13 protein-coding genes and 1 rRNA gene are annotated in these 13,004 nt (G+C 40.9%); 4 read left to right on the top strand and 10 right to left on the bottom strand.

Annotated elements, in window-relative coordinates:
• The 6 genes from C5745_RS11370 to spt form a co-directional block, all read right to left on the bottom strand.
• A 16S ribosomal RNA gene (locus C5745_RS11370) occupies window positions 1-117 on the bottom strand; the annotation flags it as partial.
• Window positions 118-580: 463 nt separating this feature from the next.
• The gene (locus C5745_RS11365; RefSeq protein ID WP_105717115.1) at window positions 581-991 is read right to left on the bottom strand and encodes a GtrA family protein; all 411 of its coding nucleotides are present in this window, start codon (window positions 989-991) and stop codon (window positions 581-583) included.
• Window positions 960-1,673: a CDP-alcohol phosphatidyltransferase family protein gene (locus tag C5745_RS11360; RefSeq protein WP_105717114.1), complete on the bottom strand. Its 714-nt coding sequence runs from the start codon at window positions 1,671-1,673 to the stop codon at window positions 960-962. Before C5745_RS11360 ends, C5745_RS11365 begins: the two co-directional genes overlap by 32 nt.
• Window positions 1,674-1,683: 10 nt before the next feature.
• Window positions 1,684-2,679, bottom strand: a complete 996-nt coding sequence (locus C5745_RS11355; protein WP_105717113.1) for an NAD-dependent epimerase/dehydratase family protein — start codon at window positions 2,677-2,679, stop codon at window positions 1,684-1,686.
• Window positions 2,676-3,797 carry a hypothetical protein gene (locus tag C5745_RS11350; protein WP_105717112.1) on the bottom strand — a complete coding sequence of 374 codons (1,122 nt, stop codon included), beginning with the start codon at window positions 3,795-3,797 and terminating at the stop codon, window positions 2,676-2,678. Before C5745_RS11350 ends, C5745_RS11355 begins: the two co-directional genes overlap by 4 nt.
• A gap of 4 nt (window positions 3,798-3,801) precedes the next feature.
• Window positions 3,802-5,010, bottom strand: coding sequence for a serine palmitoyltransferase (spt, locus tag C5745_RS11345; protein WP_105717111.1), 1,209 nt, complete (start codon window positions 5,008-5,010; stop codon window positions 3,802-3,804).
• A gap of 356 nt (window positions 5,011-5,366) precedes the next feature.
• Between spt and smpB the strand changes: the two genes are divergently transcribed.
• Window positions 5,367-5,822 (top strand): SsrA-binding protein SmpB, encoded by a 456-nt coding sequence (gene smpB / locus C5745_RS11340; protein ID WP_105717110.1) that lies wholly within the window; start codon window positions 5,367-5,369, stop codon window positions 5,820-5,822.
• 12 nt (window positions 5,823-5,834) lie between these two features.
• On the opposite strand, the gene C5745_RS11335 is transcribed toward smpB, so the two are convergent.
• Window positions 5,835-6,740 carry an AraC family transcriptional regulator gene (locus tag C5745_RS11335; protein ID WP_243403321.1) on the bottom strand — a complete coding sequence of 302 codons (906 nt, stop codon included), beginning with the start codon at window positions 6,738-6,740 and terminating at the stop codon, window positions 5,835-5,837.
• A 273-nt stretch (window positions 6,741-7,013) separates the two neighbouring features.
• Here C5745_RS11335 and C5745_RS11330 point away from each other — a divergent pair, with 273 nt between their 5' ends.
• Together C5745_RS11330 and C5745_RS11325 are read left to right on the top strand one after the other, a co-directional pair.
• Window positions 7,014-8,516, top strand: coding sequence for an aldehyde dehydrogenase family protein (locus C5745_RS11330; protein WP_105717109.1), 1,503 nt, complete (start codon window positions 7,014-7,016; stop codon window positions 8,514-8,516).
• 66 nt (window positions 8,517-8,582) lie between these two features.
• Window positions 8,583-8,957, top strand: a complete 375-nt coding sequence (locus C5745_RS11325; protein ID WP_105717134.1) for a DUF779 domain-containing protein — start codon at window positions 8,583-8,585, stop codon at window positions 8,955-8,957.
• Between the two features lie 20 nt (window positions 8,958-8,977).
• Here C5745_RS11325 and C5745_RS11320 read toward each other — a convergent pair whose 3' ends face one another.
• Genes C5745_RS11320 through C5745_RS11310 form a run of 3 tightly spaced genes read right to left on the bottom strand, consistent with a single transcriptional unit; the run spans window position 8,978 to window position 11,884 of the window.
• Window positions 8,978-9,379, bottom strand: coding sequence for an acyl-CoA thioesterase (locus tag C5745_RS11320; RefSeq protein ID WP_105717108.1), 402 nt, complete (start codon window positions 9,377-9,379; stop codon window positions 8,978-8,980).
• A 19-nt stretch (window positions 9,380-9,398) separates the two neighbouring features.
• Complete coding sequence (locus C5745_RS11315) at window positions 9,399-11,204, bottom strand: MutS-related protein (protein ID WP_105717107.1); 1,806 nt, start codon at window positions 11,202-11,204, stop codon at window positions 9,399-9,401.
• 23 nt (window positions 11,205-11,227) lie between these two features.
• Window positions 11,228-11,884, bottom strand: coding sequence for a protein-L-isoaspartate(D-aspartate) O-methyltransferase (locus C5745_RS11310; RefSeq protein WP_105717106.1), 657 nt, complete (start codon window positions 11,882-11,884; stop codon window positions 11,228-11,230).
• Window positions 11,885-12,122: 238 nt separating this feature from the next.
• Between C5745_RS11310 and C5745_RS11305 the strand changes: the two genes are divergently transcribed.
• Window positions 12,123-12,974: a DUF4886 domain-containing protein gene (locus C5745_RS11305; protein ID WP_105717105.1), complete on the top strand. Its 852-nt coding sequence runs from the start codon at window positions 12,123-12,125 to the stop codon at window positions 12,972-12,974.
• The last annotated feature ends 30 nt before the right edge of the window (window positions 12,975-13,004 follow it).

Here is a 13,004-nt window from a genome sequence, read left to right as displayed (position 1 = left end):
CGCACCCGTGCGCCACTCTCATGCCCCTTAGCAAGCTAAGGGACAATCCCGTCCGACTTGCATGTATTAGGCCTGCCGCTAGCGTTCATCCTGAGCCAGGATCAAACTCTCCATTGTAAAAATGAATATTGACCCCGGTCATCTTTTTTATGACCGGATCGTCAGTAATTGTACTGTACGGCCCGGACCGAAAAAATTGTCTGTTCTGTTACAACTTTCCCCCCATAAAGGGTACTCGCTGCGCTACATGATCATCTATCTTAAAGAACTTCTGCACCTCCGCTTCGCGCTTCGGCTATCTCAACCGCTCCCTAAGGAACGGAATCTATCTCTTGTGTTTTTTACCCTTTCGGGATGGCAAAGGTAAGAAAGTTTAACGAAAACCAAAAATGTTTTTCAAATTTTCCGTACCCGGATCACCGGGTAACCTGCCCTCCCTCGCGGAGTGGTGCAAAGGTAGAAATTTTATGCATTCCCTCCAAGACTCCCATACCTTTTTACTCCAACATCAATACAATACATTGAAAATCTGAAAGATATTTTTTGTAACGCACGAACTCAACCACTGATGATTGACGAACTACTTCTTAAACACCCAATATTTCTGCATCAAGAAATTGAAACCAAGCGAAATGAGAATTTCCACAATAATTTTCGAATAATACGGGTTCAACGAAAGATGATCGACTAAAAGGAATATACCCATTGATTTTAAAGATATACTACCAATGACGACCATGACGAACTTCCCTAACTGCTTACCTACAGGTGCCCCTGTGCTATCAAAAGTCCAATATCTATTAATCGTAAAATTAACGACGGCTCCTAACGAGCCGCTGATTATATTTGATATATAAGCCGTAAAACCTAAGACTTGTATACAAATGGTATAGACAGAGAAGTCAAATAGTCCACCTAAAAAAGCAGACACTTGTGCCTTTCCGAAAGAAAGAATAAAATCACGTATTACTACTTTGCGCTTCTTTTTCATTCGTCGCAACCTCCTTGTTTTTCTTCTCCTCCCAGTCACGCTCATCACCCATATCCAATAATTTTTTGGTATCTACGCAATTGATAAAGAACAAAGCAACGCAGATAATAATCACTAGATAATTGATACTCCCAGCAAAAAGGATCTCGCATAACAACACTGCACATATAATGACTCGGATCTCCGTCGGCCCCAATAGGCCCGCATCAATAGTATATTTATCCGTTATTCGATAGCGTAACTGTGAAATAATCATTGCCCAACCGTACAAGGCGACCAACGCAAAACCCGAATATTTAAAATCCCCAGTCGCATAGAACACATAACCCAGCCCTATCATTACTGTACTGATCCAATCCATGACAATGTCTAATGCGAAGCCGTACCACTTTCGTGACTTGTTACGATAGTAAGCAATACGTCCATCTAGTGAATCTCCAAACCACTGCACGAAAAACCCTATAATTCCCAGCAGTAACCAAGGGCGCGCCACATACTCTGCCAAAAGAAAGCTTCCCAGTATCATCAGCGACCCAAATAGCCCAATAGCCGTAAGACCATCAGAGGAAATCCAATTAGGGATACGCGGAACCAGATAAGAGATCATTTTTTGTTCCGAAGAACTTAAAAAATTTGTTCTCTTCCGATCTTGGAAGAGCTTTTTATTTATTTTTTGACTCATATTGTAGTCTTTAAAACCAATTATTTTTTTTGTACCAAAGCAGACTGTCCGCCAACCCATTATCCAGCTCATATTGTGGCCGGTATCCTAGCTTCTGCATTGCATGTGTGATATCACAACCCCAATTCTCCGCAGTCAATTCTCTTAAACGTTCGGGATAAATCACAGGGGGCTGGGGGGATTTGCGATACAACCACTGCGAAATCTGCGCCACTGTTTTGACTATGGCATACGGCACATGAATGCGAATAAGCTTTTTACGGAATGTCCTTTTAAAAATCTCTGCCATTTCATAACGGGAATAAATACGCCCATCTGAAATATTAAAAATAGTTAATCCTTCTTGAGGAGAAATGCACGCGCGCAATAAAACGTCAACTAAATCTTTTACATATACAAAGGAAAGTTTTTGGGGGGCTCTTCCCACGTATGCATCCAACCCTTTGTTCATTGTATCAAACAAAATAAAAAGATCTTTCTCTCGCGGCCCGTATACCGCTGTAGGTCGAATAATCGAAACCGGCTTTTCCGCAAATTTCGCATGGATCATCTTTTCCGCATCCCGCTTACTCCGTCCATACATCGTCACAGGATTATAAGGCGTAATCTCTGTTATCGGTTCATCGAGATAGCCTACCGGCCCAATAGCCGCCAAGCTGCTCACAAAGACGAAACGAATAGGTGGTTGTGGAGCTTGAAAAGCAGCTTCCAACAGTCGTTCGGTTACGCCCGCATTCACAGCGATCATTTCTGCTTCCGATTTCGCTTTCGTCATCGCTGCCGCATGTATGATATAGGCATACGCTTCGCGAGAAAAAAGTTCGGCTAATGAACTTATTTGATTAAAGTCGGGATAAACGAATTTTTCAACGAATGGTTCGATATCGGCAATTTGACTGGATCGACGCACAGCAGCATGCACTTCGTAGCCAGCTTCATATGCTGCAGAAACTAAATGAAAGCCTACAAAACCGCTAGCTCCGGTTATTAAGATTTTCTTTTTCATATCGCTTTCTCGTACAGACGATAGCGCTTATAGAATTCGGCATTAATCTGTTCAATGGCATGGTTCATCATATAATTGTCGTCCAACATCCAGGAACATTCTGCGCCTTCAATTCCTGAGGGAATTGCATTTTTTATAATACGGCCGTAGAGGCACGCTTCTATACCTAATTTTCGATACCCCTCTAATACCCCCAGCATTAAGACCCGAATCATTTTGACCTTTTTCAAGCCAAAAAGCAATTTAAATATACCAAACGGCAATAGTCTACCTTTCTTTATCTGAATCAAAATTTCGTTAATATTCGGAATCCCTAGAGCAAAACCGACAATTTCCCCCCCTTTCTCCGCCACGATACAATATTTTGGATCCACGATCATCTTAAGTTCTTTAGCTGTATAATCAAACTCGTCATCGGTCATTGGAACGAAGCCCAGATTTTTGTCCCAAGCTCTATTGTACACCGTCTTTATTTTTTTCGCCTCGTTCGCAAAATCTTTTAAATTGATCTGACGTAAAATAATGCCCGATCGCTTCAATCGCTTCTCTAACTTTTCCAATAGCAGTACCGAACGCTGGTTGGCTGTTTTTGTCGTAACGAGATAAGCACGCAAATCTACTTTTTTACTGTATCCGGCATGTTCTATCAGTTCTAAATAATAAGGAGGATTATAGGGCATCATGACCATGGGCGGCCTATCAAAGCCGTCTACCAAAAGTCCACAAGTATCATTCGTAGTGAGATTAACAGGCCCTACAATACGGGTCCCTCCTTTGGACTTCACCCATTCGGCAGCCGTATCGAGCAAGTTATTCGCTACGGCCCGGTCATTAATCGATTCAAAGAATCCAAATTGTCCTTCGGATACTTTGTTAAAAGCATTATGGTTAGCATTCCATATCGCTAAAATCCGCCCTACAATATGCCCATCTTTATAAGCAAGAAAAGGCTGAGCTGACGAGTGTTTATAGAAAGGATGCTTATGAGGAGAGAGTAAATCCTGTTGCCCTAAAAACAATTCGGGGACATAATTTCGATCTTTTGCATACAAATCATGTGGCAAATCAATAAATTGAGCGATTTGCTTCTTTGTTTGAACAGGAATTATCTCTATCATTTCCCTAATTTATGAAAGACTCTACTTCCAATGTTTTGAATACTTTCGACATCTTGTCTACAGCTTCTTCTATTTGTTCAAAACTATGGGTTGCCATCAATGAAAAGCGTATAAGCGATTCTTCTGCAGGTACTGCCGGAGCAACCACGGGATTAACGAAAACACCATTATCCTGGAGCATCTTCGTAACATAGTATGTTTTATCGTTGTTACGGACAAAAATCGGCAAGATTGGACTTTCGGTAAAACCCAAATCGAAACCTTGCTCAAGTAAAAGTCTTTTTGCGTAATTCGTATTTGCCCATAGTTTTTCTATATGTTCGGGTTCCGTCTGGATAATCTCTAATGCTTTTAACGTTGACGCGACCGAGGCAGGTGTCATACTCGCACTGAACATTAACGAACGTGCTCGGTGTTTTAGGTACTCAATGGTGTCCACATCTGCTGCCACGAAACCACCCAAGGAAGCTAGCGATTTACTAAATGTTCCCATGATCAAATCGACTTTGTCCGTCAAGCCGAAATGAGAAGCCGTACCTGCTCCTTTTTCACCTATCACACCTAAACTGTGGGCATCGTCACATAAAATAGCAGCATCGTATTCATCGGCTACGGCAACCAACTCAGGAAGCTTTACAATGTCGCCTTCCATACTAAAAATACCATCTGTCGCAATGAGCTTAAAGCTATCTTCAGGAAGCCGAGCCATTTTGGACCGCAAATCATCCATATCGTTATGCGCATACTTGACGACCTTAGAAAAAGACAACCTACTCCCATCAATAATGGAAGCATGATTTCTTTCGTCTAGTAAGATATAATCATTACGCCCCGTTAAACACGATAGAGGACCCAAATTAGATTGGAAACCCGTACTGAATAATATTGCTGCTTCTTTACCTACATAGCTTGCTAGCTTTTCTTCTAATTCCACGTGGATATCCAGCGTTCCATTAAGGAAACGAGATCCCGCACAGCCTGTTCCGTACTTTTCCAGTGCGTCCTGCGCGGCTTTTATAATTCTCTTGTCTGTTGTCAAACCTAAATAAGAGTTTGATCCGAACATCAGCACACGTTTGCCATCGATCAAAACCTCCGTATCCTGTTTTGATTGAATAGGTCTAAAATAAGCGTAAAGATTATTAGACTTAATTGGCTCTAGTTCACTTTTCAGGAACTTAGATGTTCTTCCACTTAACTTTCCCGTACTCATGCTGTAGGTGTTTGTATTTTATGTGACATAATTTCTATAACGCAAGTTAATTTAACTTTTGACCTTTTTCAATCAATCGTCAAAAATAAATTAAAAAAAACAAAAATATACAATTCCCTTCCCATCAAGCCATTAATATATTTATGTTATTATTTGACAACTCTGTAGGACTCCTCTTGTATATTTTCCGTCCAAAAAAATCGGAGCAAACATACAAAATTCTCGCGAACGAATAATATTTAAAAACCATATAAATATCATAAAATTAAATTATTGTTAAGATATTACCAACAGTTTATCACGAAAAGTTCAATAAACTTATAAAATCGCTATTTTTGCGTTTAAATCAATTTGAAATGGCAATATCAGCAAATATCAATATCAAGAATAAACGTGCATCCTTTGAATATCACCTGTTAGATAAGTATGTAGCAGGGATTGGTTTGCTGGGTACCGAGATCAAATCTATCCGACAAGGAAAAGCAAATATTAACGACAGCTTCTGTGCGTTTTTTGAAGATGGCTTATACATTCGCAACATGCATATTGCCGAATACTCATTTGGCTCTTTCTACAACCACGAAGCAAAAAGAGATCGCCAGCTTTTGTTAACTAAAAAGGAGCTGAAAAAATTAAAAGAAAAGGGAGAAGAAAAGGGCTTTACTATCGTCCCCTTACGTATCTTCATCAACGACAGAGGCTATGCTAAAGTAGAGATAGCCTTAGCGCAGGGCAAAAAGGATTTCGATAAACGAGACACTATCAAAGAACGGGAAAGCAAAAGGGAACTTGACCGTGCGATGAAAAGGTAACGGGTCCCTTATTTATATGCTTGCGTATTTTCCTGGGGTGATCCCCTCACGCTGCCTAAACAGACGGACGAAATAATTTACATCGGAAAACCCCGAAGAAAAACAAGCTTCTTTAACATTACCAGATTGTTTCAATACCTTTTTAGCGTATGCGAGGCGCTCCCGTATGACAAACTCCATTGGGCTTATACCAAATTCCGCCTTAAAACTCCTTGAAAGCCTGCTTTTGCTCATCCCAACGTGTGCGCAGAGCTTATCTATGGACAGCTTTTCGGTCATATTTTCTTTTATATATTGTTTCAGACAAGTAAAAACCGAACTATTTTTTGCTGTCGACTCTTCAAGTACTAAGAGTCCCTGCATCTGCATAATGCGAATCATCAACTCTTTTAGCACCAAATCTGCCAAGGCTTCCTTGTGTATATCCCCACTTAATGTCACTTGAAAAAGCCGATTAGTTAAACGCGCCAGTTCATCATTATTACTAAAATGAAACTTATCTAGCTGAAAAGTCCAGTTTGCACGATGCTCTTTTTTGGGATAAAATTCGTTGAGGTAATCGACGACTTCTTTTATTTTATTTGCATCTACCGTAATAGCGGTACACTGGGTGGGTGATTCCATACGAGCTTCAGGAAAATCAATGAACATTTGCGTATATTCCGGCAATAACAGCGTTTCTCCTGGATAGTAATCGAATGAGACCTTATCTTGAAGATGCATGACTTTCTTCCCTTTTATCATATTAATAATGACCAAATCACTAAATTGAAGTGGAACTAGCGCACTTGCTTCATACGTTTCAAAAATGTTCACCTCAAAATTTGGCAACGTGTACGCTCGTCGGTTTTCCACTAAACTGTGGAGTTCTTTCGAGCTCGAAAAAGGTAGCATTTTCAGTTGATGATTTCGCTGCATGTGCTCTCCTATTGATAACGGATGACACTCAAATATAAGTAATTCGCGGATATCGTGCAAGTGGAACAGCTAGACTTCCTAATAGAAAAAGTTCGACCTCCTGGCATAACACGTACACTTTCTGACAGAACAGCAAACCTTTTAACACGGGAGCTATATTTCTGCCGAACAATTCAACCGATTATGCTACTATTTGCCCGGATAATGCTATCTCCAAAACATCTACGTCGTTACATTTGTTAAGCTAACAAACCGCGTTAAAATTGAGACAATATGAGTACAATTCAGAGACCCGCGTTCAAAGAACGTTATGACAATTACATCGGCGGCAAATTCGTCGCTCCCGTTTTAGGTAAATACTTCGACAATGTATCGCCTATAGATGGTAAACCGTTCACACAGGTAGCACATTCCAGCAAAGAGGATCTAGACTTGGCGGTAGATGCGGCTGCAAAAGCTTTCGAAAGCTGGAGTAAAACCTCCGCTACGGAACGCAGCATTATATTAAACAAAATCGCAGATCGCATAGAGGAAAACCTAGAATATCTCGCCGCTGTCGAAACTATAGACAATGGAAAGGCTGTTCGGGAAACATTAAATGCAGATATACCTTTAGCGATAGATCATTTCCGATATTTCGCAGGTGTTATCCGCGCAGAAGAAGGTTCATTAAGTGAACTTGATGCTAACACCGTGTCGCTCATCGTGCATGAGCCAATCGGTGTCGTCGCACAGATTATCCCTTGGAATTTCCCTATCTTAATGGCAGTTTGGAAACTCGCCCCGGCACTAGCTGCCGGCTGTTCTGTGGTACTTAAACCCGCGGAAAGTACGCCGACCTCGATAATGGTCTTAATGGAATTGATTGGCGATTTGCTGCCGGACGGGGTAGTGAACGTTGTCAATGGCTTTGGTTCGGAATTAGGGCGTTCACTTGTCACCAATCCGAAAGTAGCCAAAGCCGCCTTTACCGGGTCCACGGCTACGGGACGTATGGTCATGCAATATGCCACCGAAAACATTATCCCTGTGACGTTAGAACTAGGAGGAAAATCGCCCAATATCTTCTTCAGTTCCGTTATGGACGAAGAGGACGCATATTTAGACAAAGCGGTTGAAGGCGCGGTATTGTTTGCCCTAAATCAAGGTGAAATATGTACCTGTCCTTCGCGATTATTAATACAGGAAGATATATACGACCGATTCATCGCAAAAGTTATTGATCGTGTCAACCAGATAAAAGTTGGTGACCCGCTGGATCCGACTACGATGATGGGGGCACAGGCGTCCAAAATCCAAAAAGACAAAATCATGTCGTACCTTAAATTAGGTAAGGAAGAGGGCGCTGAGGTATTGACGGGTGGTGATGTCAATCACGTGGGTACAGGCTTTGAAGAGGGCTATTATATCCAGCCGACTCTTTTCAAAGGACATAACAAGATGCGTATTTTCCAAGAAGAGATTTTCGGTCCGGTACTCGCTGTGACAACGTTTAAAGACGAAAAAGAAGCAATTGAAATTGCTAACGATACGCTATACGGTTTGGGTGCAGGTGTATGGACACGCGATGCCCACCAGCTCTATCAGATCCCGCGTGCTATTAAAGCTGGACGCATATGGGTGAACCAATATCATGCTTATCCGGCAGGAGCGCCATTCGGCGGCTACAAACAGTCGGGTGTGGGGCGTGAAAACCACAAAATGATGCTGGCTCATTATCGCCAAGCAAAGAATATGTTGATTTCTTATAGCAAGGAGAAACTGGGATTCTTTTAGCGTATACATATGGTTAGGGGACTTCATACTTCCCCTAACTGTATTTATCTTTTAAAATTAATGATCATGATAAAACGACTAGATGTTACAGATGAAGCGAAAAAATTGATTCAAGAGTTGGTCGAGAAGCATGGCGAGCTGATGTTCTACCAGGCAGGCGGGTGTTGTGAAGGTACGCAGCCGCAATGTTTTGAAAAAGGAGGGTTCTATCCTCGCATGAACGATGCAATGATTGGACTGGCGGAAGGGTTCGAATTTTGGATAGACCGCGATTTGTTTGAATATTGGAAGTATGCACATTTCACGTTGGATGTGCTGGACGGGTTCGGTCCAGGTGGGTTCTCATTGGAAACACCGCTAGGTAAGACGTTTAAAGTACACTATCGGTTGTTCACTGAAGAAGAGCTGAATGATTTAGCACCTATTGTTCGTAGTGAGTAAGTTGGTAAGCCAGTAAGACTCTACTCTAAATCCAATCCGTGCACAACTGGAATAGGCTGTTTGTTATCATCCAAGGCAACGAAGGTAAACATCCCCTGAATTGCTAGTTCACGTCCATCTACATACATCTTTTCCAAGAAGACCTGTACCTTGACTTTGACACTCGTGTTGCCTACGCTATGCACGCGTGCGATAGCTTCGATGATACTTCCATTGGGTATAGCTTTCTCGAAGTCAATACGATCTGTGGAAACCGTTACCAGACGTTTACGACAAAACCGAGTCGCTGCCATAAACGATACTTCATCCATAATGGCCATCGCCTTCCCACCAAATAACGTATCATGATGGTTTGTCAAAAACGGAAACACGGTCGTACAGACGCGTGTTTCTGATTCTTGTATTCTTTCTTCTAACGTCATGTTATAATGATTAGTAATGTCAAATCGAGTCCACGTCAATCCCAATGCCTTTCAACAATAACGACGCATTAAAAATTGTACAGCGTCCGTATTTCAGTTTATAATCAAAAAGCATCTCTCCTTCTTCTACACGAATATCAAAATGATAGTTTTGTACCCTGCCTATATTTTCCTCTTCGAGTGATGCCAATTGCAAATCATGGGTCGCTACCATTCCCTTACCTTCCATAGCGATTAATTTACGAATGATCGCTCGAGATCCCAGGTATTTATCTACCGAATTGGTTCCACGTAACATCTCATCAATAAGAAAAAAACTATCTCTATCCTGTTTCACGGTATCTAATATAAACTTCATCCTATCCAACTCTGCTTTAAACGTAGATGTACTCTCATTTAAAGAGTCCCTGATCCGCATATAGGAAATAAGATTATAAATAGGCAATTTAAATACCGCAGCGCACGTTACTGCTCCTGCATACGCCAATACCGCATTGATACCAATCGTTCGAAGAAATGTACTCTTGCCCGCCATGTTTGAACCGGTAATCAGGGCAATCCGGTGCTGTTCGTTACTATAATCATTCGTGACAGATTGTTCTACCGGAATTAACGGATGTGCTATTCCCGCTGCTACAATTTTGTCGTTCGTTGTATTGCTCAATAATTCGGGAGTGGTCCAGGAGGGATGATTGCGCTTTAATACGGCCAATGAATTTAAGGCTTCAAATTCCGCGATAATATCAAAGGCTTCTAAAATATCCGCCTCATACTTCGATTTCCATTGTACAATTCTCATCACGTATTTAAAATCCCATAGCAAAACAATATTGAGAATAGCTCCCATCAGCATATTATTTCGAGCATCGAGGTTATTGATTAATTTGGACAGTTCCCGAAAGGCCCCAGATAACGGCTTCCCATCAACGCTTAATTGTTGTTGTAGACGTTTGCTTTCTGTTGCCACAAAGGTCCTTTCTTCCACCAAGGCTATTCCTTCCGCATAAGCCGCTAAAATTCGCCCCACTTTATCTATCCTACTGGAAAACAAGCCTACTTTTCCTGCTAATCCTAATGTCCAGAACAAATGGACTAATCCCAACACCAGCAAAACTGTCCATATGGGTGTTACAAACAATGAAAGCAATACACCTACCAACAAAACGAAAGGAGCAATAGGCACGTATAGGCGCATAAATGCTCCTCCAAATGTTAAGCTTGATCCTTCAAAATAACGCAACAAAAAAGATTTTACTTCGATTTTCTGACCAATATTAAATAGTAACTTTGATTGAAATTTCTGACTCCAGTCCAAATCTTCTGCAATTTCCGCTATTGATTTTTGTCTTTCTTCAATCTTGGCTTTAGTTGCAGCATATTGGAACCAACTTGCTAACTTTGTTATGCCCAGAGCCGTAGCGCATCGGTTCACTAATGAAAACAAAGAAAATTGACCAAAAATATCTAAATCTGACGTATATTGATGGCCGCCGTCTTCAAATCCTGCTCCATCATTGTAAATCGTGCGACGCGTATCCCGCAACGTTATTTCATTTTCATTGACCCGTAGAAAAGCCTCTGCATCAGCATGTACTTTCTCCAGCTTGCTCTGCCGCCTTACTAAAAACGCAAATAGGAATATAATGATCAAAACAGCCAATGATAACAGCAACAGATTTTCCTTCTGAATCAAATAAAATAGTAATGCACCGCCACCAATAATAACAAATAAACGGGCGAAACTATTTTGATTAATGGCTTTATTTAGACGCAGAATTTCTTCTTTCGTCCTTTGAATACGGTCTTGATATTTGTTATAGATCATCTTTATTAATAATTCTTAGCGTGCTACCACGCTTGGTCTCCGACTAACGGAACAAAGCGGAAGGTGTCCAGCTCTATACGTTCAAAATCATTTTCTCCAACACGTAGGATAGTCACCATTTTTTGAGATTTCTCATCCCCTACCGGGATAACCAAGAGCCCTCCGTATTTCAACTGTTTCAGCATGACTTCGGGTACAAACGGAGCGCCGGCAGTTACAATGATTTTATCATACGGTGCATGTTCCGGAATACCTCGTGAACCATCCCCTAGGAAAAATTGTGGCTTATATCCCATATAAGGCAACACCTGAATGGTTCGACGATATAGACTTTCCTGACGCTCAATCGTATACACTTCCGCTCCCAATTCCATTAAAACACAAGTTTGATAACCCGATCCCGTTCCGATCTCTAGTATTTTATCTCCTTTTTTGACATGGAGCAATTCCGATTGATAAGCAACGGTATAAGGTTGCGAGATAGTTTGACCATCACCAATGGGAAATGCGATATCTCGATAGGCTTGGTTCCAGAATGTCTCGTCAAAGAAAAAATGACGGGGCACTTTTCCGATAGCGCTTAATACACGCTTATCCTCAATTCCTCGTTTTTCCAGATGCTTTACGAGTTGCTTTCTTGCGCCTCTTTCCCGATAATTATCTACAAACTTATACGCCATTATATCCCAAAAATACCATTGTTAATAGACATTTCATCTATTTATTTTTCTTTTTTATGACTGATGAGAGTTCGAGTAAATAACCATTCCCATGCGTATTAATGCTTATTTACATTTCGGTTTTGTGTATTAAAGTGCAAAATATTTAAGTTCAATACGATAAAAAATTATAGTTTCGTTATATTCGTAGAACAACCGTTTCTAAATAAATTGGAAATTAAGACAAAAATAAATAAAGATGAGAAAATCCATTCTGTTACTATTTACAGTCTTCACACAGTTAGTGGCTATCGCGCAAGTGTCGCCGAAACAGGATCATGTCATTAAAATCTTAGCGATAGGCAATAGTTTTTCAGAAGATGGTATTGAAAACTACTTATATGATTTAGCATTGAGCACAGGCAAAGAGATGATTATTGGTAATCTCTATATCGGTGGAGCGCCGCTGTCCTTGCACGTAAAGAATGCTAATGAAAACGCGGAGAATTATCAGTACCGCAAAATAGGACTCGACGGAACAAAAGTAACAACAAAGAACGTCAGCATCTCACAAGCACTAGACAATGAAAACTGGGATTATATAAGCTTTCAACAGGCCAGTTCACTTTCCGGCAAGTACGATGTGGTCATGGAAAACTTACCTGTACTCGTCAGCTATGTACGTGAAAAGGTACATCCCGAAACACAGTTTGTCTATCACCAAACATGGGCTTATCAACACGATTCAAATCATAAAGGTTTCGCAAACTACGATCGTAGCCAGCTGACTATGTATAATGCGATAGCTGACGTCTCCAAAAAATTATCAAAATTAGGCTATTTTAAATACATTATTCCCGCCGGCACGGCGATTCAGAATGCACGGACTAGTTCCGTGGGTGACACGTTTACGCGTGATGGGTATCATTTACAATTAGATTATGGTCGTTTTACCGCTGCTTGTACTTGGTATGAAAAAATATTTGATGAAGATGTACGTAAAAACTCTTTTAAGCCAGAGAAGGTTACGGAATTACAAGCAAAAATAGCAAAAGAAGCAGCTCATAAGGCGGTCAGAAAACCTTATAAGGTTTCTAAGGTTAAATTGTAATAGCGTGTCTAAAAGCGAGCGATCCTTAGC

It is taken from the genome of Sphingobacterium haloxyli, from assembly GCF_002980525.1.
Classification (GTDB): Bacteria; Bacteroidota; Bacteroidia; order Sphingobacteriales; family Sphingobacteriaceae; genus Sphingobacterium; species Sphingobacterium haloxyli.
This window is presented reverse-complemented; position numbering and strand designations above follow the sequence as displayed.

Bases quoted from the DNA above. Each gene is read 5' to 3' on its own strand.
- C5745_RS11355 (WP_105717113.1), bottom strand. From the start codon at position 2,679: ATGAAAAAGAAAATCTTAATAACCGGAGCTAGCGGTTTTGTAGGCTTT.
- spt (WP_105717111.1), bottom strand. From the start codon at position 5,010: ATGAGTACGGGAAAGTTAAGTGGAAGAACATCTAAGTTCCTGAAAAGT.
- C5745_RS11310 (WP_105717106.1), bottom strand. From the start codon at position 11,884: ATGGCGTATAAGTTTGTAGATAATTATCGGGAAAGAGGCGCAAGAAAG.
- C5745_RS11330 (WP_105717109.1), top strand. From the start codon at position 7,014: ATGAGTACAATTCAGAGACCCGCGTTCAAAGAACGTTATGACAATTAC.
- C5745_RS11360 (WP_105717114.1), bottom strand. From the start codon at position 1,673: ATGAGTCAAAAAATAAATAAAAAGCTCTTCCAAGATCGGAAGAGAACA.
- C5745_RS11325 (WP_105717134.1), top strand. From the start codon at position 8,583: ATGATAAAACGACTAGATGTTACAGATGAAGCGAAAAAATTGATTCAA.
- C5745_RS11315 (WP_105717107.1), bottom strand. From the start codon at position 11,204: ATGATCTATAACAAATATCAAGACCGTATTCAAAGGACGAAAGAAGAA.
- C5745_RS11350 (WP_105717112.1), bottom strand. From the start codon at position 3,797: ATGATAGAGATAATTCCTGTTCAAACAAAGAAGCAAATCGCTCAATTT.
- C5745_RS11305 (WP_105717105.1), top strand. From the start codon at position 12,123: ATGAGAAAATCCATTCTGTTACTATTTACAGTCTTCACACAGTTAGTG.
- C5745_RS11335 (WP_243403321.1), bottom strand. From the start codon at position 6,740: ATGCAGCGAAATCATCAACTGAAAATGCTACCTTTTTCGAGCTCGAAA.
- smpB (WP_105717110.1), top strand. From the start codon at position 5,367: ATGGCAATATCAGCAAATATCAATATCAAGAATAAACGTGCATCCTTT.
- C5745_RS11320 (WP_105717108.1), bottom strand. From the start codon at position 9,379: ATGACGTTAGAAGAAAGAATACAAGAATCAGAAACACGCGTCTGTACG.
- C5745_RS11365 (WP_105717115.1), bottom strand. From the start codon at position 991: ATGAAAAAGAAGCGCAAAGTAGTAATACGTGATTTTATTCTTTCTTTC.